The sequence below is a fragment of the Acidovorax sp. SRB_24 genome, from assembly GCF_012931925.1.
Window position 1 is genome coordinate 1 of record NZ_MWOM01000012.1, and the last position, 24,442, is coordinate 24,442.

At 65.5% G+C, this 24,442-nt stretch carries 22 protein-coding genes, 1 tRNA gene and 1 other RNA gene; 15 read left to right on the forward strand and 9 right to left on the reverse strand.

Annotation, left to right across the window (positions count from 1 at the left end; translation table 11 throughout):
* The 3 genes from B2J89_RS06020 to B2J89_RS06030 all read left to right on the forward strand — a co-directional run.
* On the forward strand, window positions 1-420 hold a 420-nt coding region (locus B2J89_RS06020; protein ID WP_169168323.1), incomplete at its 5' end, for an FCD domain-containing protein.
* A gap of 160 nt (window positions 421-580) precedes the next feature.
* Complete coding sequence (locus tag B2J89_RS06025) at window positions 581-1,561, forward strand: rhodanese-related sulfurtransferase (protein ID WP_169168324.1); 981 nt, start codon at window positions 581-583, stop codon at window positions 1,559-1,561.
* The gene (locus B2J89_RS06030; protein WP_169168325.1) at window positions 1,558-2,220 is read left to right on the forward strand and encodes a glutathione S-transferase; all 663 of its coding nucleotides are present in this window, start codon (window positions 1,558-1,560) and stop codon (window positions 2,218-2,220) included. Before B2J89_RS06025 ends, B2J89_RS06030 begins: the two co-directional genes overlap by 4 nt.
* 36 nt (window positions 2,221-2,256) lie before the next feature.
* Here B2J89_RS06030 and B2J89_RS06035 read toward each other — a convergent pair whose 3' ends face one another.
* Genes B2J89_RS06035 through B2J89_RS06055 form a run of 5 tightly spaced genes read right to left on the reverse strand, consistent with a single transcriptional unit; the run spans window position 2,257 to window position 6,790 of the window.
* On the reverse strand, window positions 2,257-2,766 hold the full coding sequence (locus B2J89_RS06035; RefSeq protein WP_169168411.1) for a disulfide bond formation protein B: 510 nt from the start codon (window positions 2,764-2,766) through the stop codon (window positions 2,257-2,259).
* Between the two features lie 47 nt (window positions 2,767-2,813).
* Complete coding sequence (locus B2J89_RS06040) at window positions 2,814-3,956, reverse strand: sulfate/molybdate ABC transporter ATP-binding protein (protein WP_169168326.1); 1,143 nt, start codon at window positions 3,954-3,956, stop codon at window positions 2,814-2,816.
* Window positions 3,957-3,965: 9 nt separating this feature from the next.
* A complete protein-coding gene (gene cysW, locus B2J89_RS06045; protein WP_169168327.1) occupies window positions 3,966-4,892 on the reverse strand; it encodes a sulfate ABC transporter permease subunit CysW in 927 nt (308 codons plus the stop codon).
* A complete protein-coding gene (gene cysT / locus B2J89_RS06050; protein WP_169168328.1) occupies window positions 4,889-5,779 on the reverse strand; it encodes a sulfate ABC transporter permease subunit CysT in 891 nt (296 codons plus the stop codon). The genes cysW and cysT overlap by 4 nt, the downstream gene beginning before the upstream one ends.
* A gap of 3 nt (window positions 5,780-5,782) precedes the next feature.
* Window positions 5,783-6,790 (reverse strand): sulfate ABC transporter substrate-binding protein, encoded by a 1,008-nt coding sequence (locus B2J89_RS06055; RefSeq protein WP_169168329.1) that lies wholly within the window; start codon window positions 6,788-6,790, stop codon window positions 5,783-5,785.
* Window positions 6,791-7,055: 265 nt separating this feature from the next.
* On the opposite strand from B2J89_RS06055, the gene B2J89_RS06060 reads away from it, so the two are divergent.
* Both B2J89_RS06060 and B2J89_RS06065 read left to right on the forward strand, forming a co-directional pair.
* Complete coding sequence (locus B2J89_RS06060) at window positions 7,056-8,891, forward strand: M14 family zinc carboxypeptidase (RefSeq protein ID WP_169168330.1); 1,836 nt, start codon at window positions 7,056-7,058, stop codon at window positions 8,889-8,891.
* Between the two features lie 239 nt (window positions 8,892-9,130).
* A tRNA-Arg gene (locus tag B2J89_RS06065) sits at window positions 9,131-9,207 on the forward strand.
* Between the two features lie 230 nt (window positions 9,208-9,437).
* On the opposite strand, the gene ssrA is transcribed toward B2J89_RS06065, so the two are convergent.
* The 4 genes from ssrA to ompA form a co-directional block, all read right to left on the reverse strand.
* Window positions 9,438-9,815: a transfer-messenger RNA gene (gene ssrA, locus B2J89_RS06070) on the reverse strand.
* A gap of 13 nt (window positions 9,816-9,828) precedes the next feature.
* Window positions 9,829-10,494: an HAD family hydrolase gene (locus B2J89_RS06075; protein WP_169168331.1), complete on the reverse strand. Its 666-nt coding sequence runs from the start codon at window positions 10,492-10,494 to the stop codon at window positions 9,829-9,831.
* Window positions 10,495-10,507: 13 nt separating this feature from the next.
* Entirely contained in the window at window positions 10,508-11,218 is a 711-nt protein-coding gene (ubiG, locus tag B2J89_RS06080) for a bifunctional 2-polyprenyl-6-hydroxyphenol methylase/3-demethylubiquinol 3-O-methyltransferase UbiG (RefSeq protein WP_169168332.1), read from the reverse strand.
* An 86-nt stretch (window positions 11,219-11,304) separates the two neighbouring features.
* The gene (gene ompA, locus B2J89_RS06085) at window positions 11,305-11,946 is read right to left on the reverse strand and encodes an outer membrane protein OmpA (RefSeq protein WP_169168333.1); all 642 of its coding nucleotides are present in this window, start codon (window positions 11,944-11,946) and stop codon (window positions 11,305-11,307) included.
* A gap of 223 nt (window positions 11,947-12,169) precedes the next feature.
* Here ompA and gyrA point away from each other — a divergent pair, with 223 nt between their 5' ends.
* From gyrA to B2J89_RS06135, 10 genes are all read left to right on the forward strand, one after another.
* Entirely contained in the window at window positions 12,170-14,833 is a 2,664-nt protein-coding gene (gyrA, locus tag B2J89_RS06090) for a DNA gyrase subunit A (RefSeq protein ID WP_169168334.1), read from the forward strand.
* Window positions 14,834-14,944: 111 nt separating this feature from the next.
* Window positions 14,945-16,054: a 3-phosphoserine/phosphohydroxythreonine transaminase gene (gene serC, locus B2J89_RS06095; protein ID WP_169168335.1), complete on the forward strand. Its 1,110-nt coding sequence runs from the start codon at window positions 14,945-14,947 to the stop codon at window positions 16,052-16,054.
* Between the two features lie 7 nt (window positions 16,055-16,061).
* Complete coding sequence (pheA, locus tag B2J89_RS06100; protein ID WP_169168336.1) at window positions 16,062-17,159, forward strand: prephenate dehydratase; 1,098 nt, start codon at window positions 16,062-16,064, stop codon at window positions 17,157-17,159.
* Between the two features lie 10 nt (window positions 17,160-17,169).
* The gene (locus B2J89_RS06105; RefSeq protein WP_169168337.1) at window positions 17,170-18,054 is read left to right on the forward strand and encodes a prephenate dehydrogenase/arogenate dehydrogenase family protein; all 885 of its coding nucleotides are present in this window, start codon (window positions 17,170-17,172) and stop codon (window positions 18,052-18,054) included.
* Window positions 18,055-20,097 carry a bifunctional 3-phosphoshikimate 1-carboxyvinyltransferase/cytidylate kinase gene (locus B2J89_RS06110; protein ID WP_169168338.1) on the forward strand — a complete coding sequence of 681 codons (2,043 nt, stop codon included), beginning with the start codon at window positions 18,055-18,057 and terminating at the stop codon, window positions 20,095-20,097. It begins immediately after the preceding gene.
* Window positions 20,098-20,257: 160 nt separating this feature from the next.
* Window positions 20,258-21,943: a 30S ribosomal protein S1 gene (gene rpsA / locus B2J89_RS06115; RefSeq protein ID WP_169168339.1), complete on the forward strand. Its 1,686-nt coding sequence runs from the start codon at window positions 20,258-20,260 to the stop codon at window positions 21,941-21,943.
* Window positions 21,944-22,016: 73 nt separating this feature from the next.
* Complete coding sequence (locus B2J89_RS06120) at window positions 22,017-22,337, forward strand: integration host factor subunit beta (protein WP_169168340.1); 321 nt, start codon at window positions 22,017-22,019, stop codon at window positions 22,335-22,337.
* Window positions 22,338-22,388: 51 nt separating this feature from the next.
* Entirely contained in the window at window positions 22,389-22,694 is a 306-nt protein-coding gene (locus B2J89_RS06125) for a lipopolysaccharide assembly LapA domain-containing protein (protein WP_169168341.1), read from the forward strand.
* The gene (gene lapB / locus B2J89_RS06130) at window positions 22,684-23,841 is read left to right on the forward strand and encodes a lipopolysaccharide assembly protein LapB (RefSeq protein WP_169168342.1); all 1,158 of its coding nucleotides are present in this window, start codon (window positions 22,684-22,686) and stop codon (window positions 23,839-23,841) included. Before B2J89_RS06125 ends, lapB begins: the two co-directional genes overlap by 11 nt.
* 99 nt (window positions 23,842-23,940) lie before the next feature.
* On the forward strand, window positions 23,941-24,423 hold the full coding sequence (locus B2J89_RS06135) for a helix-hairpin-helix domain-containing protein (RefSeq protein ID WP_169168343.1): 483 nt from the start codon (window positions 23,941-23,943) through the stop codon (window positions 24,421-24,423).
* Window positions 24,424-24,442: the final 19 nt, after the last annotated feature.

Here is a 24,442-nt window from a genome sequence, read left to right on the forward strand (position 1 = left end):
GAACATGCGAGCGATGCGGAAATCGAAGGCCTGCGCGACTACTGGAACAGCGTCATGGCCAATGCGGCGGCGATGTCCATCGGCGACCTGCTGCTGGCCGACGAGGAGTTCCACCGGCGCCTGGCCGCGCTGTCGCACAACCGCGAGCTGAGCCAGTTCCTGGAGCAGGTGACGCGGCGCATCCACGTCGCGCGCCACATCGACCTGGAACAGTCGGACTGGAACAGCAGCGCCTTTGATGCCCATGCCCAACTGGTGCTGCTGCTGAGCCAACGCCAGCTGCAGCCAGCGCTGGAGGCGCTCACCGAGCACATCGACATGAGCCTCAAGCGCGCAGTGCAAATCACCAAAGAAATGGTGGCCAAGTTCTTCCTGCAGGACCAGACCTGGTCATCGTCTCAGCCGCCGCAGGACCGGTGATTTCCGAAAAAAGGAACAGCCTGGCAGCACCATTTCCCGGGAGTGCGCACAGGCAAAGCGGCGGGCCTGCTGCAGATATTTTCGACCTCGGTCCGCTGTGCACCGACAGCCCTTGTGTGTGCATCCGCAGCGCAGGCCGACGCTATCATCGACCGCTTCCATGCCAGCTTTTCTCACCGCCGCCCTCTACCAATTTGTCGACCTGCCCGACTGCGCGCAGCTGCAGGCGCCCCTGCAGGCCTGCTGCGATGCCCACAGCGTGCGCGGCCTGCTGCTGCTCGCGCCCGAGGGCATCAACGGCACCATCGCCGGCCCGCCGGACGGCGTGCGCGCCGTGCTGGCCTGGCTGCGCAGCGACCCGCGCCTGGCCAGCCTGCCGCACAAGGAAGCCTGGGGCGAGCGCCAGCCGTTCTACCGCATGCGCGTGCGCCTCAAGCGCGAGATCGTCACGCTCGGCGTGCCGGGTCTGAACCCCGCGCGCAACGCCGGCACCTACGTCAAGCCCGCAGACTGGAACGCGCTGATCGACGACCCCGAGGTGGTGGTGGTGGACACGCGCAACGACTATGAGGTCGGCATTGGCAGCTTTGCGCGCGCCCTCAACCCGCACACGCGCAGCTTTGCCGAGTTTCCGGCCTGGGTGGCGGCGCAATCGCAACCGGGCGGCGCGCTCGCCGGCAAGCCACGCGTGGCCATGTTCTGCACCGGCGGCATCCGCTGCGAGAAGTCGACGGCCTACCTGAAGTCGCAGGGGTTTGGCGAGGTCTACCACCTCGAAGGCGGCATCCTCAAATACCTTGAAACCGTGCCCGAGGCCGACAGCCGCTGGCACGGCGACTGCTTTGTGTTCGACGAGCGCGTATCGGTGGGCCACGGCCTGGCGCCGGGCCACCACCAGCTGTGCCGCGCCTGCCGCATGCCGCTGGGGGCGGCGGAACTGGCATCGCCCCACTATGCGGCCGGCGTGAGCTGCCCGTATTGCCACGGCACCCGCACCCCCGAGCAAGAGCGGGCGCTTGCCGAGCGCGAGCGCCAGGTGCAGCTGGCCACCGAGCGCGGCCAGGCCCATGTGGGCGCGCGCCTTCCGGCCCCGGTGCGTGCGCACGAACCCGGCCCCACCGGCGCACCAAAGGCGCCATGAGCGCCCTGCCCGTCCTGTATTCGTTTCGCCGCTGCCCGTATGCGATGCGTGCGCGGCTGGCCCTGGCCGTGTCGGGCCAGGCGTGCGAGCTGCGCGAGGTGGTGTTGCGCGACAAGCCCCGGGGCCTGCTGCAGGCCTCGCCCCAGGGCACGGTGCCCGTGCTCGTGCTGCCCGACGGCCAGGTGCTGGAGCACAGCCTGGACATCATGCTGTGGGCGCTGCAGGCCCACGACCCGCTGCACTGGCTGAACCCCAGTGTTGGCACGCTGGAGGCCATGCTGGCGCAGATCGCGGACTGCGACGGCCCGTTCAAGCAGGCGCTGGACCGCTGCAAATACCCGCAGCGCTACCCTGGCGCGGATGTGGCCGCCGCGCGTGCGCAGGCCTGCGCCTGGCTGGCGGCGCTCGACGCACAGCTGGCGGGCACGGGCCATTTGTTCGGTGGCCACACGGCGCTGGCCGATGCGGCGATCTTCCCTTTCGTGCGCCAGTTTGCCGGCATCGATGCTGCGTGGTGGTCTGCCCAAGCCTGGCCGCACCTGCAACGCTGGCTGGAGCGCTGGGTGGCATCGCCCCTGTTCTCTCAGACCATGGACAAATACGGCGCCTGGAATGACGGCACGCCGGGCGTGCGCTTTCCCCCCAGCGGCGCAGCCTGACGGGCAGCGCCGCCGCGCCACCCGCTGCGCTGGGCCTCAGCGCCCGGTGCGCAGCCCGCGCACGAGCAGCGTGCCCAGGGCCGCGCCAAGCACCACGAAGCAGACAAAAGACCAGTTGGCGATCGAGCCGCCGAGGAAGGTCCAGTCGATCGCGGCGCAGTCGCCCGAGCCCCTGAAGATCATCGGGATGGCGCGGCTGATGGGGTAGTTCTCGATCATTCCGTAGAAGTCGCGCCCGCACATGGCGACCTCGGGCGGATACCACTGCAGCCAGCTCTGGCGGGCCGCCGTAAAGGCCCCAAAGCCGCAGGCCAATAGCGCCATCGCCGCCCATGGAATCCACCAGCCTTTTTGGCCTCTAACGCTTGCCAGTCCTGCGAAGATAGCTACTAAAACAAGAGCGTATCGCTGCACGATGCACATCGGACAAGGCTCCAGGCCCACGCTGTGCTGCAGGTACAGGCCAAACGCCAGCATGGCCACGCACACCGCGCTGACCAAGGCCAGCATCCGGCGCGGGGCCGTATTCCACCAGTTCAATACCATCGCCATCGTTTTCCTTCATCGCCGCCCAGGCTCCGACGAAGGATGCGTCAGATGCCGGCGGCCTGGTCCAAAAACACCCGGGTGCGCCGGGGGGTCACCACCACGGTGTCGCCCTCCTTGAGGCCCATGTCCCGAAACTGCTGCGCCGAGATGTGCGCTTCAACCAAGGGCGCAGCGGCCGCATTGTCCGCTGATTGGGGCGAGGCCGCGGCCTTTAGTTCCACGCCCGCGTCGTCGAGCGGCACCAGCTCCAGCCGTGCCGTCGGTCCGACGGCAATGGCGCGCTCCAGGCGCGCGACCATGCTGTGCGCGGGCGAGGTGCTGCCGGGCACATGGCGCGCCACGTCCAGGTCGTGCGGACGCACATAGGCCGAGGCGGGCGCGTCCTGGGCATCGCTGTGCTCGGGCACGTCGATCTGCATGCCGTGCACATGCAGCGCACCCTCGTGGGCACGGCCATGGAACAGGTTCACGTCGCCCAGAAAGCCGTACACGAACGGACTGGCCGGGTGGTCCCAGACCTGCTGGGGCGAGCCCACCTGCTCGACCACGCCGCTGTTCATCAGCACCACGCGGTCGGCCACTTCGAGCGCTTCTTCCTGGTCGTGCGTGACGAAGATGCTGGTCACATGCAGCTCGTCGTGCAGGCGGCGCAGCCAGCGGCGCAGCTCCTTGCGCACCTTGGCATCGAGCGCGCCAAAGGGTTCGTCGAGCAGCAGCACCTGCGGCTCCACGGCCAGCGCGCGCGCCAGGGCGATGCGCTGGCGCTGCCCGCCCGAGAGCTGCGCGGGGTGGCGGTCGGCCAGCCAGTCCAACTGCACCAGGCTGAGCAGGTCGTGCACTTTTTTCTTGATCTGCGCCTCGCTCGGGCGCACGCTGCGCGGCTTCATGCGCAGGCCGAAGGCCACGTTCTCGAACACCGTCATGTGGCGGAACAGCGCATAGTGCTGGAACACGAAGCCGACGTTGCGCTCGCGCACATGCACGTCGGTGGTGTCGGCGCCGGCAAAGTGGATGCTGCCGGTGTCGGGCGTCTCCAGCCCGGCAATGATGCGCAGCAGCGTGGTCTTGCCGCAGCCCGAAGGGCCCAGCAGCGCGAGCAGCTCGCCCGAGGCGATGTCCAAGCTCACGTCGCGCAGCGCGTGGAAGTTGCCGAATTGTTTGCTGACGTTGCGGATTTCTATGCTCATGGGTGTCTTTCAGACGGCGCTGCCGCGCGCGGCCGGGGACCGCACGGCGCCAGGCCGCTCGGGCGGCAGTTCGGCCAGCGCCTTGCGCTCGTGCTCGGCGCGCCACTCGGCAACCGACTTGATGACCAGGGTGACCAGCGCCAGCAGCGCCAGCAGCGAAGCCGCCGCAAACGCCGCCACCGACTGGTATTCGTTGTAGAGGATTTCGACGTGCAGCGGGATCGTGTTGGTCTGCCCGCGGATGTGTCCCGACACCACCGACACCGCGCCAAACTCGCCCATGGCGCGCGCGTTGCACAGGATCACGCCGTACAGCAGACCCCACTTGATGTTGGGCAGGGTCACGTACCAGAAGGTCTGCCAGCCGCTTGCACCCAGCACCGTGGCGGCCTGCTCCTCGTCGTTGCCCTGGGCCTGCATCAGCGGGATGAGTTCGCGCGCGATGAACGGAAAGGTCACGAACACCGTGGCCAGAACGATGCCCGGCACGGCGAAGATGATCTTGATGTCGTGCGCCGCCAGCCACGGCCCGATCCAGCCGTTGGCGCCAAACATCAGCACATAGACCAGGCCCGCCACCACGGGCGAGACCGAGAACGGCAGGTCGACCAGCGTGGTCAGGAAGGCCTTGCCCTTGAACTCGTACTTGGCGATGCACCAGGCCGCGGCCACGCCAAACACCAGGTTCAGCGGCACGGCAATCGCGGCGGTAATGAGGGTCAGGCGGATGGCCGACCAGGCGTCGGGCTCCATCAGGGCGCTGAAGTAAGCGTCCCAGCCCTTGCGCAAGGCTTCGGTGAACACCGCCGCCAGCGGCAACACCAGGAACAAGAGCACAAAGGCCAGCGCGATGCCGATCAGCAGGTTGCGCACCCAGGGCGCTTCGGTGGTGCTGATGCGGTCGCGCCGCACGCGTGCAGTCGCGCCCGCGCTCATGCCGGCGCTCCCGCGTTGCGCCGCTGCCAGGCCTGCAGCGCGTTGATGACGAGCAGCAGCACGAACGAGATCAGCAGCATCACCACCGCCACTGCCGTGGCACCCGCGTAGTCGTATTGCTCGAGCTTGCCGATGATGATCAGGGGGGTGATTTCAGAAATCATGGGCATGTTGCCGGCGATGAAGATGACCGATCCGTACTCGCCCACGGCGCGTGCGAACGCCATGGCAAAGCCGGTCAGCAGGGCCGGCGTGATGGCTGGCAGGATGACCTTGGTAAAAATCTGCCAGCGGTTGGCGCCCAGCGAGCTGGCCGCCTCTTCAAGCTCCTTCTCGGTGTCCTGCAGCACGGGCTGTACGGTGCGCACCACGAAAGGCAGCCCGATGAAGATCAGCGCGATCACGATGCCCGCGGGCTTGAACGCCAGCTGGATGCCCAGGGGTTCGAGGTACTGCCCCACCCAGCCGTTGCCCGCCAGCAGCGCCGTCAGCGAAATGCCGGCCACGGCCGTGGGCAGGGCAAACGGCAGGTCGACCAGCGCATCGACGATCTTCTTGCCCGGAAAGCTGTAGCGCACCAGCACCCAGGCGATCAGCAAGCCGAACACCAGGTTGACCAGCGCCGCGATCAGCGAGGCGCCAAAGGTCAGGCGGTACGAGGCCAGCACGCGCGGCGCGCTGATGGCCTCCCAGAACTGTGGCCAGGTGAGCGTGAAGGTCTTGAACACCAGCGCCGACAGCGGGATCAGCACGATGATGCTCAGGTAGAACAGCGTGTAGCCCAGCGTGAGGCCAAAGCCGGGCAGCACCCGCTTGGGTGCGCGCCGGCGGTTGCCCGAAGGCGCGCGGGCAGCGCCTTGCGGGGCTGCGGAGGTGGCTGCGCTCATGCTTTACTTGGCACCCGGGGTGTAGAGCTTGTCGAACTGGCCGCCGTCGTTGAAGTGCACTTTCTGCGCTTCACCGAGCGAGCCGAAGTACTTGGCCACGGTGAACTGCTTGATGGGCTTGAACAGGTCGGCGTGCTTTTTCAGCACCGCCTCCGAACGCGGCCGGATGGCGTGCTTGGCGGCGATTTCCTGGCCTTCTTCCGAATAGAGGTAGTCGAGATAGGCCTTGGCCTGATCGGCCGTGCCCTTCTTGGCCACGGTGCGCTCGACCACGGCGACGGGGTTCTCGGCCGTGACGCTGACCGACGGGTACACCGCCTCCACCTTGCCGACGCCGAACTCGCGGTTGATCGACACCACCTCGGACTCGAACGTGATCAGCACATCGCCGATGTTGCGCTGCAGGAACGTTGCCGTGGCATCGCGCCCGCCCTTGGCCAGCACCGGTACGTTCTTGTAGAGCTTGCCCACGAACTCGGCCGCCTGCGCGTCGGTGCCACCCTTTTCGCGCACCGCGCCCCAGGCAGCGAGGTAGGCATAGCGGCCATTGCCGCCGGTCTTGGGGTTGACGACGATGACCTGCACGCCGGGCTTGACCAGATCGTCCCAGTCCTTGATCTTCTTCGGGTTGCCATTGCGCACCAGAAACAGCATGGTCGAGGTGGTGGGCGAAGCATCGTAGGGAAACTTCTTGGCCCAATCCTTGGCCACCACGCCATTCCCGGCAAGGAACTCAATGTCGGTGGTGGTGTTGAAAGTCACCACGTCGGCCGCCAGCCCGTCGTTCACGGCGCGCGCCTGGGCGCTGGAGCCGCCATGCGCCTGGTCGATCTTGATGTCCTTGCCTGTGGTCTTCTTGTAGTGGGCCACGAAAGCGGCGTTGTAGTCCTTGTAGAACTCGCGCGCCACGTCGTACGACACGTTGAGCAGCGTCGTGGTCTGGGCCGACGCCACCGCACTGGCAGCCAGGGCCACCGTGGCCAGGAGAGACTTGATTTTCAGGGTTGTCATGGGAGAAAGCCGTCCAGTGAAGCCATAGATACAGGGGATTGTGGACAGCGCGGCTTAAAACTCAAAAGAATATATTTTTGTTAATTAATCTGTATTTTGAATATAGGGCACACCACGCGCATTGAGTCTCCTCTCCCAGACCGGGTCGCCACGCGCCGGCGCGCCCGACATGGCATGCTGCGCGCAGAGGCGGCAGCCGGGTAATATCGGGCCAACACCTGCCACGTCCCAATGGCAGCCCTCGGTTTCCACTGGCTGATCGTCTATGACCCTGCTCTCGCACCTCGGCGCATCACCGCTTGCCCCAGCTCCCGAGTCGCCTCGGGCTCCGCATCGCCGCTGGCCGGTGCCAGCGGCATTGGCAGCCGCCCTGCTCGCCGCCTGCGCCAGCACGCCGCTGCCTCCGTGGCCTGCCACGCCGGCAGCGACCGTGGTGCAGGCTCCGAGCGCCCTCACGGCCCCTGGGCCAGCCGCAGAACAGCCCCGCCCGGGCGTCGTCACGGCGCCGGTCGTCACGACGCTGCCGCAGGCGTCTGTCGGCACCGCCGCGCAAGAGAGCGCGCCCTATGGCCCTGCCGTCGCCGCCCGCTTCCCCGATCCTGGCATCCGCTACGACACGCCGGGCCTGGCACCGGAGCGGCGCGCCTTCACGACCAATGCAGAAATCGGACAGTGGCTGCAGCGCATCGCCTCGGGCTCCGCCTCGACCGGAACGCGCACGACACTGCTGGCACTGGGCCCCTCGCAGCGCGGCAACCCCATCCACGCGATGGTGTTGACGCACGCTGGCGGCACCAGCCCCGACCAGTTGAGCGCCAACCAGCGCCCCACCGTGCTGCTGATGGGCCAGCAGCACGGCGACGAACCCGCGGGAAGCGAAGCCTTGCTGGTGGTGGCCAAGGAACTGGCGCAGGGCCTGCTGGAGCCCCTGCTGGAGCGCATCAACGTCATCGTCGTGCCGCGCGCCAATCCCGACGGGGCCGAGGCCAGCACGCGCGCTACCGCCAACGGCATGGACATGGACCGCGACCACCTGCTTCTCAACACACCCGAGGCCCGCGCGCTGGCGGCGCTGGTGCGCGACTACCGCCCGATTCTGGTCATCGATGCGCACGAATTCACCGTGGCCGGGCCATATCTGGAAAAATTCCACGCGCTGCAGCGCTACGACGCCCTGCTGCAATATGCCGGCACGGCCAACCTGCCCGAATTCCTGGTCAAGGCCTCGAAGGAGTGGTACCACGCCCCCATGGTGACTGCCCTCCAGGCGCAAAACCTCAGCACCGAGTGGTATTTCACCACCTCCATGCGCCCCGACGACCTCACCCTGTCCATGGGGGGCACCCAGCCCGACACCGCGCGCAATGTCAATGGCCTGAAGAACGCCGTCAGCCTGCTGGTGGAGACCCGGGGCGTGGGGATCGGGCGCGCGCACATCCAGCGCCGCGTGCACACCCAGATCACGGCCGTCACCAGTGCGCTGCGCAGCACCGCAGAGCGAGCGGCCAACCTGGAGCAGGTGCGCTCGTTTGTCGTGCGCGACACCAGCGCACAGGCCTGCCGCGATCAGATGGTGGTGGAAGCCGGACCCACCCGCGAGCAACGCGACATCACCATGCTGGACCCGGACACCGGGGCCGACCGCGTGCTGCGCGTGGACTGGAACTCATCGCTTGCCTTGCGCAACCTCAAGTCGCGCCCCCGCCCCTGCGGCTACTGGCTGTCTGCCGACGCCGACGCCGCCATCGAACGCCTGCGCTTGCTGGGTGTGCAGGTACTGCGCGTGGCCGAACCCGGTGGCCTGCTGGCCGACACGTACCGCGAAACCAGCAGCGCACGGGGTGTCCGCGAAGACGTGCGCGGCCCGATGACCGAGTCTGCCGACATTGTGCGCGCGCAAGTGGCCCTGGTGCGCAGTGCCATCGATGTGCCTGCGGGCAGCTATTACGTCCCGCTCAACCAGGCCATGGCCTATCTGGCTGTGGCAGCGCTGGAGCCCGATACACAGAACAGCTACTTCGCCAACCACGTGATCGAGCGCTTGGAACACAGCGCACGGGTCATGGCCACGCCTTCTCTGGTGTTTGAAGAAACCGATTGACGCCGCGCGTGTGCGCAATCTGCGCTGCAGCTTTTCCAACGCCTGCGCCGAATCTGGATGGCCTGGACGACAGGTTTCCCAGATCCCGGAGCTTGTGAAGGAGCCTCGTGCGAATACGCGCTGAGCAATCCAAATTCCATGGGCGGCGCAGGTATGATCGCTGCATTGCGATTTGGCAAAGACGCGACGCTTCAGCAAGATCAACCAAATCCATAGCATCAAACGCAATGTTTATGCATCTGCCCGTAGCTCAACTGGATAGAGCAATAGCCTTCTAAGCTATAGGTCGGGGGTTCGAGCCCCTCCGGGCAGGCCACAACCCATAGTCCTTCATACGCCCTACTGGGGATTGAGGATGTGGAGACGGTTTTTTGCACCTATGGCAAGTGCCATCCGAGAGAATCGCGAGAAACTGCTAGCCGTGTTGAGGGCCGTGGTGTGAATCGGTGCGATTTCGGTGCAAATTTCACAGGGCCACGCCAGACCACAAACGGCCAAGAAAAAACCCCAGACCAGAGGGATGCTCATGTCTGGGGTTATCTATAGTGGTGGAGCTGGCGGGAATTGAACCCGCGTCCGCAAGCCTTCTTCGGGCAGATCTACATGTTTAGCGGTCTGATTTGAGTCTCGCCTTCAACATCGCGCAGTCGCACGCTATGTTGAACGCCAGTACCCTTGAATCTCGTTCCATGCCAAGGTACCCGGCCTGGAACCAGCTGACGTAAATAACCTTGCAGCCGGGAGGCTTTACAGCCCCCTTGCCCAGCCCATCAGCGTGCTGTTGCAAGGCTCACCGGTTTTAGGCGGCGAGTGCGAAACGTTCGTCGTTTGCAGTTAGTTTTTTGAATGCAGATTTACGAGCGCCAATCAAGCTCGACATGCACCACGCCGATTCCGAACCCACGTCGAAACCAGGGCAGCCCCTACAGAACGTATTTTAGGCCATGGCCAGCAATTGCAAGAGCCCCAATGGAGAATTAATCTCTGCATCCGCACGCCACCGGCACACCTCCACTTCGGCGCCAAGATATCCATAGGTTGCGGCAACCGTGCCCATGCCGGCTGCTCGGCCTGCAAGAATGTCGCGTTCGTCGTCACCCACGTACAGGCAATCTGCAGCGGACAACCCCAACCGAGCTGCAGCCTCCCACAGCGGCGCGGGATGGGGCTTTGGGTGAGGTGTCGTGTCGCCACTCACCACCGTAGAAGCGGTCGCAAACAAAGGTATCTCCCGTGTCAGCGGCTCAGTGAACCGGGCCGCCTTGTTGGTGACAACACCCCATACGATATTGCGCGCCAAAATCTGCTGGATCAATTCAGGAACGCCACCGAATACATGGGTGTTCTGGGTCATGCGAGCTTCGTAGTTCGCAAAAAACTCTTCCCGCATGGCCACGAAATCTGGATGCTCCGGCGTCAACCCAAACGCTTCTCCGAGCATGCCGCGCGCTCCGGCGCCCGCCATCGGCCGGTACCGCTCCAAAGGCAGGGAGGGCATGCCACGATCGGTGCGCATCTTGTCGGCAGCGGCACCCAGGTCGGGCGCACTGTCTATCAAGGTGCCGTCCAAATCAAACAAGACAGCACGCACATTCGGGAACATGGCGGCCCCTCTTTCAGGCCGCACGGCGGGTTGCCAGCAGATAGTTCACGCTGGTGTCGGCACTGAGCCAGTAGCGGCGTGTGATCGGGTTGTATTCCAGCCCACGCGTATGGTGGATATCCAGCTGGGCAGAGCGGCAGTCGGCCGCCAATTCGCTCGGGCGTATGAATTTGCTGTACTCATGGGTGCCCCGCGGCAACATATTCAGGATGTACTCCGCACCCACGATGGCGAGCACAAAGGCCTTGGCGTTGCGGTTGATGGTCGAGAAGAACACCCAGCCACCCGGCTTGACCAACTGCGCGCAAGCCCGGACAACGGAGCCCGGGTCAGGCACGTGCTCGAGCATTTCCATGCAGGTGACGGCATCGAAACTGCCAGGCTGCTCAGCGGCCAGCGATTCCACGCTGACTTCACGATATTCCACGCCTTGGGTCTGCGCTTCCAGCGCATGCAGCTGGGCCACGCGCAAGGGCTTGGTCGCCAAATCGATGCCGAGTACACGCGCACCCTTGCGCGCCATGGAGTCGGCCAGAATGCCGCCGCCACACCCCACATCGAGCACGCGTTGGTTTTGCAATGGAGAAATGGAATTGATCCAGTCCAAACGCAAGGGATTGATTTGGTGCAAAGGTCTAAATTCACTTTCCGGATCCCACCAGCGGTGGGCCAAGTCTGAAAATTTGGCCAGCTCAGAGGGATCTGCATTGACGGTGTGGTTCATGGACTAGATTCTCTACCAGAGTCAGCGGACAGGGCACCCCATAAAAAAAGCCCCGCGAACGGGGCTTTTTTGGGGCAATCAGAAGATTACTTGGCAGCGCGGGTGCCAACTACTTCGATTTCCACGCGGCGGTTCTTGGCGCGGCCTTCCTTGGTCTTGTTGTCAGCAACAGGCTGCTTTTCGCCCTTGCCTTCGGTGTAGACGCGGTTCTTTTCGATACCCTTGGAAACCAGGTACGCCTTCACGGCTTCAGAACGGCGCACCGACAGCTTCTGGTTGTAGGCATCGGTACCGATAGAGTCGGTATGACCCACGGCAATGATGACTTCCAGGTTCACGTCCTTGACCTTGGACACCAGGTCGTCGAGCTTGGCCTTGCCTTCGGGCTTCAGAACCGACTTATCGAAGTCGAAGAAGGCGTCTGCAGCGTAGGTGACCTTGGTCGCGACGGCGGGAGCCGGTGCGGGAGCAGGAGCCGGTGCAGGAGCGGGAGCAGGTGCAGCAGCAGGGGCTGGAGCAGCGGCAACAGGAACGACCAAAGCGCCATCACAACCAGGCGCTGCGGTAGCAGGCGTCCAGTTGGCATCGCGCCAGCACAGCTCGTTCGTGCCGTTCTTCCAGACCAGCTCGTTGGTGCCGTTCTTCCAGTTGTCGATGGTTTGTGCGCCAGCGGCGGTTGCGAGCGCTGCGGAGGCAAACAACATCGCCACTTTGTTCAATTTCTTCATGGTTCTCCTCTTGGGGAAAAAGCCGCAGCCGCGCTGCGAATAAGGACGTCATCGGTGACCATCACCAAAAACGTTGAAATGATTGTGCCATACGTAACAGTGGCGGCAGGAGCCCTTTAGCATCCCTTCCGTAGGACAAAAGCGTAATTGCCGGGATGTGTTGCGCAGGTGCGACAAGCGCTTGCGCCTAAAATGAACGTCCCTTGCAGCCTCCGCCACCGCTATGACCCAGTTCGCCAAAGAAACCCTGCCCATCAGCCTTGAAGAAGAGATGCGCCGCAGTTATCTCGATTACGCCATGAGCGTGATCGTGGGTCGGGCGCTGCCGGATGCGCGCGATGGCCTCAAGCCTGTGCACCGGCGCGTGCTGTTTGCCATGCACGAGCTCAACAACGACTGGAACCGGCCGTACAAGAAGTCGGCCCGTATCGTCGGCGATGTGATCGGTAAATACCATCCGCACGGCGACAGCGCGGTCTACGACACGATTGTGCGGATGGCGCAAGACTTCTCGTTGCGCCACATGCTGGTCGATGGCCAGGGCAACTTTGGCTCGGTGGACGGCGACAACGCGGCCGCCATGCGCTACACCGAAATCCGTCTGGCCAGGATCGCCCACGAGATGCTGGGAGACATCGACAAGGAAACCGTCGATTTCGGTCCCAACTACGACGGCAGCGAGAAGGAACCCCTGGTCCTGCCCAGCAAGTTGCCGAACCTGCTCGTCAACGGTTCGTCGGGCATTGCGGTGGGCATGGCCACCAACATTCCGCCGCACAACCTCAACGAAGTGGTCGATGCCTGCCTGCACCTGCTGGCCCACCCGGAGGCCAGCATCGATGAGCTGATGGAGATCATTCCGGCGCCCGACTTCCCCACAGCCGGCATCATCTATGGCATCACCGGCGTCAAGGACGGCTACCGCACCGGGCGCGGCCGCGTGATCATGCGCGCCAAGTGCCACTTCGAAGACATCGACCGCGGCCAGCGCCAGGCCATCATCGTTGACGAGCTGCCCTACCAGGTCAACAAGAAGACGCTGCAGGAGCGCATGGCCGAGCTGGTCCATGAGAAAAAAATCGAGGGTATCAGCCACATCCAGGACGAGTCCGACAAGTCCGGCATGCGCCTGGTGATCGAGCTCAAGCGTGGCGAAGTGCCCGAAGTGGTGCTGAACAACCTGTACAAGCAGACCCAGCTGCAGGACACGTTCGGCATGAACATGGTGGCGCTAATCGATGGCCAGCCCCGCCTGTGCGATCTCAAGACGCTGATCAGCGTCTTTTTGCAGCACCGCCGCGAAGTGGTCACGCGCCGCACCGTGTTCGAACTGCGCAAGGCACGCGACCGTGGCCATGTGCTCGAAGGCCTGGCCGTGGCGCTGGCCAACATCGATGATTTCATCGCCATCATCCGCAACGCGCCGACGCCGCCGGTCGCCAAGACCGAACTCATGGCGCATTCGTGGGATAGCAAGCTGGTGCGTGAAATGCTGACCCGCACGCGCACGGATGGAGGCACCATCAATGCCGACGACTACCGCCCCGAAGGGCTGGAGCGCGAATTCGGCATGGGGCAGGACGGCCTGTACCGCCTCTCGGACACCCAGGCGCAAGAAATCTTGCAGATGCGCCTGCAGCGCCTCACGGGCCTGGAGCAGGACAAGATCGTCGCCGAATACAAGGACGTGATGGCGGTAATCGAAGACCTGCTCGACATCCTGGCCACGCCCGAGCGCGTCTCGACCATCATTTGCGAAGAGCTCAGCGCCATCAAGGCCGAGTTCGGCCAAAGCAAGCTCGGCGCCCGCCGCAGCCTGGTCGAATACAGCGCGCAAGACCTGTCCACCGAAGACCTGATCACGCCCACCGACATGGTGGTGACCTTGAGTCACACCGGCTACATCAAGAGCCAGCCCTTGAGCGAATACCGTGCGCAAAAACGCGGCGGGCGCGGCAAGCAGGCCACAGCGACCAAGGAAGACGACTGGATCGACCAGCTCTTCATCGCCAACACGCACGACTACATCCTGTGCTTCTCCAACCGCGGCCGGTTGTACTGGCTCAAGGTCTGGGAAGTTCCTGCAGGGTCGCGCGGCTCGCGTGGCCGGCCCATCGTCAACATGTTCCCGCTGCAGGAAGGCGAGAAGATCAACGTCGTGCTGCCGCTCACGGGCGCCATGCGCAGTTTCCCGGCCGACCACTACGTCTTCATGGCGACGAGCATGGGCACCGTCAAGAAAACCGCGCTCGATGATTTCTCCAACCCGCGCAAGGGCGGCATCATTGCCGTGAACCTCGACGAGGGCGACTACCTGATCGGCGCCGCGCTGACCGACGGCCAGCACGACGTGATGCTGTTCTCCGACGGCGGCAAGGCCGTGCGCTTCGACGAGAACGATGTGCGGCCGCTGGGCCGCCAGGCACGCGGCGTGCGCGGCATGATGCTCGAAGAAGGACAGAGCGTGATCGCCATGCTGGTGGCCGAGGACGAAAGCCAGAGCGTGCTCACCGCCACCGAAAACGGCTTTGGCAAGCGCACCGGCATCACCGAGTACACGCGCCATGGCCGCGGCACCAAGGGCATGATCGCCATCCAGCAGTCCGAGCGCAACGGCAAGGTCGTGGCCGCCACGCTGGTGCATGCCGACGACGAGATCATGCTAATCACCGACCGTGGCGTGCTGGTGCGCACGCGCGTCAGCGAGATCCGCGAGCTCGGCCGTGCCACGCAGGGCGTGACCTTGATCGCACTGGACGAAGGCGCCAAGCTCAGCGGCCTGCAGCGCATCGTCGAGAACGACGCAGCCGAAGCGGCTGGAGCCGAGGACGACAGCCAGGACCTCGACGGCACCGCCAGCGACGCACCCGCCACGCCCGACGCCTGAACGCACGCGCGCCCTGCCACACCCAGGATGGGGCGGGTGCCTGCACTATTTATTTGATAGCCATCAGCGCTTATTGCATAAGCGTTTGAGCCACTTTTGACCACAAATACCATGCAACGCCCCTACAACTTCTCCGCCGGCCCGGCGGCCATCCCCGTCGAGGTCCTGGAGCAGGCCGCCGCCGAAATGCTCGACTGGCATGGCAGCGGCATGGGCGTGATGGAGATGAGCCACCGCGGCAAGGAATTCGTCTCCATCTGCGAGCAGGCCGAGGCCGACCTGCGCGAACTGCTGGCCGTGCCGGCAGAGTTCAGGATCCTGTTCATGCAGGGCGGCGGCCTGGCCGAAAACGCCATCGTGCCGCTGAACCTCTCGCGCGCGGCCACCGTGGACTTCGTCGTCACCGGCAGCTGGAGCCAGAAGTCGCAAAAGGAAGCGCGCAAGTACGCCGCCGAGGTGAACGTCATCGCCTCGGGCGAGGACAGCGGCTTCACCACCCTGCCCGACCCGGCCCGCTGGCAGCCCAGCCGCGGCGCCAGCTACCTGCACATCTGCAGCAACGAGACCATCCACGGCATCGAATTCCACGAACTGCCCGACCTCCGGGCGCTGGGCAGCGACGCGCCGCTGGTGATCGATTTCTCGTCGCAGGTGGCATCGCGCCCCGTCGACTGGTCGCGCGTCGGGCTGGCCTTTGGCGGCGCGCAAAAGAACATCGGGCCCGCCGGCCTGACCATCGTCGTGGTGCGCGAAGACCTGCTGGGCCACGCACTGGCGGCCTGCCCGAGCGCGTTCGACTACCGCATCGTGGCCGACCACCACTCGATGTACAACACGCCGCCCACCTGGGGCATCTACGTGGCCGGCCTCACCTTCCAGTGGCTCAAGCGCCAGCGCGAGGGCGCTGCCAGCGGCGTGGCCGCGATGGAGCTGCGCAACAAGGCCAAGGCCCAGCTGCTCTACGACACCATCGACCGGTCGCAGTTCTATGTGAACAAGGTGGCACCCCACTGCCGCTCGCGCATGAACATTCCCTTTTTCCTGCAAGACGAAACCCGCAACGACGCCTTCCTGGCCGGCGCGCGCGCGCGCGGCCTGCTGCAGCTCAAGGGCCACAAGTCCGTGGGCGGCATGCGCGCCAGCCTCTACAACGCCATGCCGCTGGCCGGCGTGCAGGCTCTGGTGGAGTACATGAAAGCCTTCGAGCAGAAGCACGCCTGAGCCCCCGATGACGACACCCCAAGCCTCCCCCGACCTCGCCAGCCTGCGCGTGCAGATCGACAACATCGACCAGCAGCTGCTGGCCCTGCTGAACCAGCGCGCCCTGGTGGCCGAGCGCGTCGGCGAAGTCAAGAAGCGCGAAGGCACGCCCTTCTTCCGCCCCGACCGCGTGGCCCAGGTGATCCAGAAGATCGAGGACGCCAACCCCGGCCCGCTCAAGAGCGCCCATGTGTCGGCGATCTGGCGCGAGATCATGTCGGCCTGCCTGGCGCTCGAATCGCCCCAGCGCGTCGCCGTCCTGGGCCCCGAGGGCACGTTCTGCGAGCAGGCCGCCGTCGAATATTTCGGCGGCGCGGCCGACCTGATGTACTGCAGCAGCTTCGACGAGGTGTTCCACGCGACGGCAGCCGGCAGCGCGCAGTACGGCGTGGTCGGCGTGGAGAACTCGACCGAGGGCGTGGTCACGCGCTCGCTCGACATGTTCCTGCACACCCCCACCCATGTGGTCGGCGAGGTCAGCCTGCTGATCCGGCACAACCTGATGCGCCAGACCAACTCGCTCGACGGCATCGAGGCCGTGCTGGCGCACCCCCAGGCGCTGGCGCAATGCCAGGCCTGGCTGTCCAAGCACCTACCGCACGCCGAGCGCCGCCCAGTGTCGAGCAATGCCGAAGGCGCCCGTCTGTCGGCCACCAACCCGGCCTGGGCGGCCCTGTCGAGCGAACGCGCGGCCCAGCAGTTCGGCCTGCACATCGTGGCCCACGCGATCCAGGACGACGCCTACAACCGAACCCGCTTTGCCATCATCTGCCTGCCGCACACGCTGCAGACGCCGCCGCCGTCGGGCCACGACTGCACCAGCCTCATCGTCTCGGTGCCCAACCACCCGGGCGCAGTGCACGACCTGCTGGTGCCGCTCAAGCGGCACGGCGTCTCGATGACGCGCTTCGAGTCGCGCCCGGCGCGCACCGGCCAGTGGGAATACTATTTCTACATCGACCTCGACGGCCACCCCAGCCAGCCCCATGTCAGCGCCGCGCTGGCCGAGCTGCGCAGCCTGTGCGCTTTCTACAAGGTGCTGGGCACGTACCCGGTCGCCCCCTGAGGACCGCCGCATGTTTGAACAATTGGGACTGATTGGCTGCGGCCTCATGGGCGGCTCGTTCGCCCTGGCCATGAAAAAGGCCGGCCTGGTGCAGCGCGTGGTCGGTTACAGCAAGTCGCCCTCCACCACCGACCGCGCGCGCCAGCTGGGCGTGATCGACGTGGAAGCCCCCTCGGCCCTGCTGGCCGTGGCCGGCGCCGACATCGTGCTGCTGGCCGTGCCGGTCGCGGCCACCGAAGCCACGCTCCGGGCCATCAAGCACCTGGTCACGCCGCAGACGCTGGTGATGGATGTGGGCTCGACCAAGGTCGACGTGGTGCAGGCGGCGCGCCGCGCGCTGCGCGACCAGGTAGGCTCGTTCGTGCCGGCCCATCCCATCACGGGACGCGAAGTCTCGGGGGTGGAGCACGCCGAAGCCACTCTCTACAGCGGCCGCCATGTGATCCTGACGCCCACCGAACGCACGCTCACCGCACAGCTGCACAAGGCGCAGGAGCTGTGGACGGCCCTGGGCTGCCGCGTCAGCAGCATGTCGCCCGAGTCGCACGACGCGGCTTTCGCGGCCGTCAGCCACCTGCCGCACTTGCTGGCGTTCGCGCTGGTCAACGGCATCATGGGCCAGCCGCAGGCGGACAGCTTTCTGTCGCTGGCCGGCCCGGGCTTTCGCGACTTCACCCGCATCGCCGCCAGCGATCCGAAGATGTGGCGCGACATCCTGCTGGCCAACCGCGAGGACATCCTTTCCCAGTCCAGCCTCTTCCAGCAGGCCTTGCAGCAGTTCGAGCAGGCGATGCGCGGCAACGACGCGCAAGCCGTCGAGGACATGGTCACCTTGGCGAGTGAAACCCGCGCCCACTGGCGCATGGGCGCACAGCGCACCAGCGAGCCCCACTGAATGTTCAGCACCGCCTTTCTCGACATCCCCCCGCTGCAGACGGCGCACGGCAGCCTCCACCTGCCGGGCTCCAAGAGCATCTCCAACCGCGTGCTGCTGCTGGCTGCGCTCAGCCACGGCACCACCACGGTGCACGACCTGCTGGCCTCCGACGACACGCGCGTGATGCTCGATGCACTGCGCCAGCTCGGCTGCACCGTCGAGGAGGACGGCGCACCACTGCGCATCACCGGCCTGGGCGGGCGCACGCCCACCTCGCCCACTGAGCTCTTCCTGGGCAACGCCGGCACCGCCATGCGCCCGCTCGCGGCTGCGCTGGCACTGCTGGGCGGCGAATACCGCCTCAGCGGCGTCGCGCGCATGCACGAGCGCCCGATCGGCGACCTCGTCGATGCACTGCGCCAGCTGGGTTGCCAGATCGAGTACCTGGGCAACGCAGGCTATCCGCCGCTGCGCATCGCCCAGGCCGCCAGTGTGCCCGCGCTGTCGCTGGCCGCGCCGATCCGCGTGCGCGGCGACGTCTCCAGCCAGTTCCTGACGGCGCTGCTGATGGCGCTGCCACTGGCCGCCACGCGGCAGGACGTAGTCATCGAGGTCGTGGGCGAGCTGATCTCGCGCCCCTACATCGCCATCACCCTGCATTTGCTGGCGCGCTTTGGCATTGCCGTGGCCAACGACAACTGGCAGCGCTTCACCATCCCCGCCGGCAGCCGCTACCAGTCGCCCGGCAGCGTCCATGTCGAGTCCGACGCCTCGTCAGCTAGCTATTTCATAGCACTTGGCGCAATAGCAGAAAGCGCTGGAGGCCAAAACGGCATCAAAATCATGGGCGTGGGCCTGGATTCCATCCAGGGCGACATCCGCTTTGTCGACGCTGCGCGCGCCATGGGCGCCCAGATCAGCGGCGGCCCCCACTGGCTGCAGGTGGCGCGCGGCGCCTGGCCGCTCAAGGCCATCGACCTCGACTGCAACCACATCCCCGACGCCGCGATGACGCTGGCCGTGATGGCGCTGTACGCCGATGGCACCACCACGCTGCGCAACATCGCCAGCTGGCGCGTCAAGGAAACCGACCGCCTGGCGGCCATGGCCTGCGAGCTGCGCAAGCTCGGCGCCACCGTGGAGGAAGGCGCCGACTACCTGCGCATCACGCCCCCGACCACGCCCGCCGACTGGCGCGCCGCCAGCATCCGCACCTACGACGACCACCGCATCGCTATGTGCTTTTCGCTGGCGGCCTTCAATCCCGCGGGGCTGCCGGTGCGCATTGAAGATCCGCAGTGCGTCGCCAAGACCTTTCCGGACTATTTCGAGGCCTTGTTCTCCGTCGTGCACACACCGCCCGCCGCCATCCCGGTGATATGCATCGACGGCCCCACCGCGTCGGGCAAGGGCACCGTGGCCGAGGCCCTGGCGCAGCAGCTGGGCTATGCCTTTCTCGACTCCGGCTCGCTCTACCGCATCGCTGCGCTGGCCGCCGTGCGGGCCGGGCTGCCGATAGACGCCGGCCATGAATCCGCCATTGCCGCTCTGGCGGGCGCACTCGATGTGCGCTTCGAGAACCACCGGGTCTGGCTGGCCGGCGACGACGTCACCGCGGCCATCCGCACCGAAGAGGCCGGCATGAATGCGTCGCGCGTCTCCGCCCTTCCCGCCGTGCGCCAGGCACTGGTCGGCCTGCAGCACAGCTTTCAGCGCCTGCCGGGCCTAGTCGCCGACGGGCGCGACATGGGCACCGTGATCTTTCCGCAGGCGCCGCTCAAGGTGTACCTCACCGCCAGCGCCGAATGCCGCGCCGAGCGCCGGCACAAACAATTGATTTCTAAAGGGATTTCCATTAAAATAGCCGACCTTCGCGCCGACTTGGAGGCGCGCGATGCACGGGACATGTCCCGCAGTGCCGCGCCCTTGAAGCAGGCGCAAGATGCTGTGCCACTGGACAGCTCCAGCCTGTCGGTCGAGCAGACCGTGCAGCTGGTCAGCCATCTGTGGCAGCAGCGACAGCCTTTCGCGCCTGGCGCGCAGGGCGATAAAGGGGCTTGACCGTCCCGCCGGCCCACACCGCTCCCGCCGCGCAGCAGCGCTCAGCAGTGTGGTTCTTATGACGTAACCGCGGCCACCGCCGCACAGCAAACCACCACTGGCAGCCTTTGAAACCGCGGCAATCGTGCCGCTGTAAAACCTGTCCGTGGCAAGGAAATACATGTCTGAATCTTTTGCCGCCCTTTTTGAAGAATCCTTGCAACGCACCGAAATGCGTCCGGGCGAGGTCATCACCGCCGAAGTCGTGCGCGTGGAGCACAACTTTGTCGTCGTGAACGCCGGCCTCAAGTCCGAGGCCTACGTGCCGTTGGAAGAGTTCAAGAACGACAAGGGCGAAGTCGAAGTCCAAGTGGGTGACTTTGTCTCCGTGGCCATCGGCTCCATCGAAAACGGCTATGGCGACACCATCCTGTCGCGCGACACGGCCAAGCGCCTGGCGTCGTGGATGAGCCTCGAAAAGGCCCTGGAATCCGGCGAATTCGTCACCGGCACCACCAGCGGCAAGGTCAAGGGCGGCCTGACGGTGCTGGTCAACGGCATCCGCGCCTTCCTGCCCGGCTCGCTGATCGATACGCGTCCGATCAAGGATCTGACGCCGTACGAAAACAAGACCATGGAATTCAAGGTCATCAAGCTCGATCGCAAGCGCAACAACGTGGTGCTGAGCCGCCGCGCTGTGGTCGAAGCCTCGATGGGCGAAGAGCGCGCCAAGTTGATGGAGACCCTCAAGGAAGGCTCCATTGTCCAGGGCGTGGTCAAGAACATCACCGAATACGGTGCATTCGTGGACCTGGGCGGCATCGATGGCTTGCTGCACATCACCGACATGGCATGGCGCCGTGTGCGCCACCCGAGCGAAGTGGTCACGGCTGGCCAGGAAATCATGGCCAAGATCCTCAAGTTCGACACTGAGAAGAACCGTGTCTCGCTGGGCCTCAAGCAGATGGGCGACGACCCATGGATGGGCGTGTCGCGCCGCTACCCCCAAAGCACGCGCCTGTTCGGCAAGATCACGAACATCGCCGACTACGGCGCGTTCGTCGAACTCGAGCCCGGCATTGAAGGCCTGGTGCACGTGTCCGAAATGGACTGGACGAACAAGAACATCGCTCCGTCCAAGCTCGTCACCCTCGGCGACGAAGTCGAAGTCATGGTCCTCGAGATCGACGAAGACAAGCGCCGCATCAGCCTGGGCATGAAGCAGTGCAAGGCCAACCCCTGGCAAGAGTTCGCGCAGAACACCAAGCGCGGCGATCGCGTCAAGGGCCCGATCAAGTCGATCACCGACTTCGGCGTGTTCGTCGGTCTGGCTGCCGGCATCGACGGCCTGGTGCACCTGTCCGACCTGTCGTGGAACGAAACCGGCGAAGCCGCCGTGCGCAACTACAAGAAGGGCCAGGAAGTCGAAGCCCTGGTGCTGGCCGTGGACGTGGACCGCGAACGCATCTCGCTGGGTATCAAGCAACTTGACGGCGACCCGTTCACGACCTTCGTGACGGTGAACGACAAGGGCCAGATCGTGACCGGCAAGGTCAAGACCGTGGACGCCCGTGGCGCTGAAATCGACCTCGGCGAAGACATCGTGGGCTACCTGCGCGCTTCGGAAATCTCGCGCGACCGCGTCGAAGATGCCCGCAACGTGCTCAAGGAAGGCGACGAAGTCACGGCCGTGGTGGTCAACGTGGATCGCAAGACCCGCAACATCCAGCTGTCGATCAAGCAAAAGGACATGGCCGACGAGCAAGGCGCCATGGCCAGCCTGAGCCAGCAGTCGAGCCGCGAAAGCGCCGGCACGACCAGCCTGGGCGCCCTGCTGCGCGCCAAGCTGGACAATTCGGAAAAGTAAAACTTGACCGTTTGACCATTGGCCGGTCGGGTGCGCACAGCGCCCGCCCGGCCATTTTCATGAGACCCTGCCCATGACCCGATCCGATCTCGTCGAAGAACTGGCCGCCCGGTTCAGCCAGCTCACGCACCGCGACGCCGAGTACGCCGTCAAAACCCTGCTGGACGCCGTGGGTGAAGCACTGGTGCGCGGGCACCGCATCGAGATCCGGGGCTTCGGCAGCTTCTCGGTCAACCACCGCCCTCCGCGCATGGGCCGCAACCCACGCAGCGGAGAAGCCGTGGCCATCCCGGCCAAGCGCGTACCCCACTTCAAACCGGGCAAGGCCCTGCGCGAAGCGGTGGACAAGCGCACCGCCGAGCTGGGCCTGGGTGCTGCGGCAACCAAGCCTTGACGGTGCCTGGGCCATGGCGTCGCTAGAATCTCCCCGTCACAAAGGGGATGCATGAAATACCTCCTGTGGCTGCTCAAGGCAGCCATTTTTTTTACCCTGTTTGCCTTTGCGCTCAACAACCAGCAGGACGCCACGCTGCACTTCTTCTTTGGCACCCAATGGCGCGCGCCGCTGGTGCTCGTCGTGCTGAGCGCTTTCACCTGTGGCGTGGCCGTGGGTGTGCTCGGTATGGTGCCGCGCTGGTGGCGCCACCGCAGTGCGGCACGCCGCACGCACGCCACGCAGCAGCCCATGCCCACCCCACCCACCACCGCATCTTCACCTCCCGCCGAGCCACAGCCGCCCCATGGAATTTGACCTGACCTGGATTTTGTTGGGACTGCCTGTGGCGTTCCTGCTCGGCTGGCTGGCGTCGCGCCTGGACCTGCACCAGCTGCGCGCCGAAAACCGGCGCGTTCCCAAGGCCTATTTCAAGGGACTGAACTTTCTGCTCAACGAGCAGCAGGACAAGGCGATCGACTCCTTCATCGAAGCGGTGCAGAACGATCCGGACACCTCGGAGCTGCACTTTGCGCTGGGCAACCTGTTTCGGCGCCGCGGTGAGTACGACCGCGCCGTGCGCGTGCATGAGCACCTGCTGTCGCGCGGAGACCTGAGCCGCACCGACCGAGAGCGCGCGCAGCATGCCCTGGCGCTCGATTTTCTCAAGGCCGGGCTGCTCGACCGCGCCGAGGATGCGCTGGCGCGGCTGGAAGGAACGCCCTTCGAGGGCGAGTCGCGCCTGGCGCTGCTGGCCATTTACGAGCGCTCGCGCGACTGGCCGCGCGCTGCCGCGATCACCGAGAAAATGCAGGCTGCGCACCAGGGAGACTTCAGCACCCGCCAGGCCCACTACCTGTGCGAGCAGGCGCTGGGCTCGATGGCCCAAGGCGACCTGCCAGCGGCCCAGGCACGCCTGGAGCAGGCCGCCCATGTGGCGCCGCAGGCACCGCGCCCCCGCATGGAGCTGGCCAAGCTGCAGCAGCAGCGGGGGCAGCCGGGCGCAGCCGTCGCCACGCTGATGCAGATGGGCGCGGCCACGCCCGCTGCGCTGCCCCTGGCGGCCGCGTTGCTGGTGGAAGCCGGGCGTGCCGCCAACATGGCGGCGCAGGTGATGGCGCTGCTGCAACAGCATTACGACAACGCGCCTTCGCTGGACGTGCTCGAAGGCATCGTGGCCCTCGAGAATGCCGGCGCGCAGGAATCCGCCGCAGGGCGGCACTGGTATCTGCGCCACCTCGAACGCGAGCCTTCGCTGGTCGCCGCCGCCAAGTGGTTGGCCGGAGAGACGCTCGAGCATGAGCAGTTCCACCCGCAAGTCCAGCGCGCCCTCGACCGGGCCAGTTCGCCCTTGACGCGCTACCGCTGTGCTGCTTGCGGCTTTGAAGCTCGCCAGCACTTCTGGCAATGTCCGGGCTGCCAGACCTGGGACAGCTACCCTGCCCGCCGCGTGGAAGAGCTATAGCGAAGCCAGGGCCGTTCGCTCCGCCGGGTCAACGCCCGGCCCGAGCCGGCCGTTAGGGAAGGCGCAGCGGCTCTTCGCTGCGCACCCAGGAGATTTGCCATGCTGAAGAAAATCTTGATGCTCATCGCCATGCTGTATGCCGCCGCCGCGTTTGCGGCAGTCGACGTCAACAAGGCCACTCCCGCCGAGCTCGATGGCATCAAGGGCATTGGCCCGGCCATTTCCAGCAAAATCATCGATGAACGCAAAAAAGGCGACTTCAAGGACTGGAACGACTTCATTGGACGCGTCAATGGCGTGGGCGAAAAGTCGGCTGCGCGGTTTTCCGCCGAAGGCCTGACGGTCAACGGCAGCAGCTACAGCGGCGCGCCATCCAAGAAGGCCGAAGACAAGAAGGCCCAGCCCATGAAGGCACCGGCCGAAAAGGCAGCCCCGGGTGCAGCCGCCGCTCCGCAAACATCCGGTGCCGCTGCCACGCCAGCCTCCGATGCCAAGGCCACGCAAAAATCCAGCGCTGCCCCCAAAGAGGGCAGGCCTTCGGCCACCGCACCTGCCAGCGGGGCGAGCGCGCCACAGAGATAAGCGCCAAGGCCCAGGACGC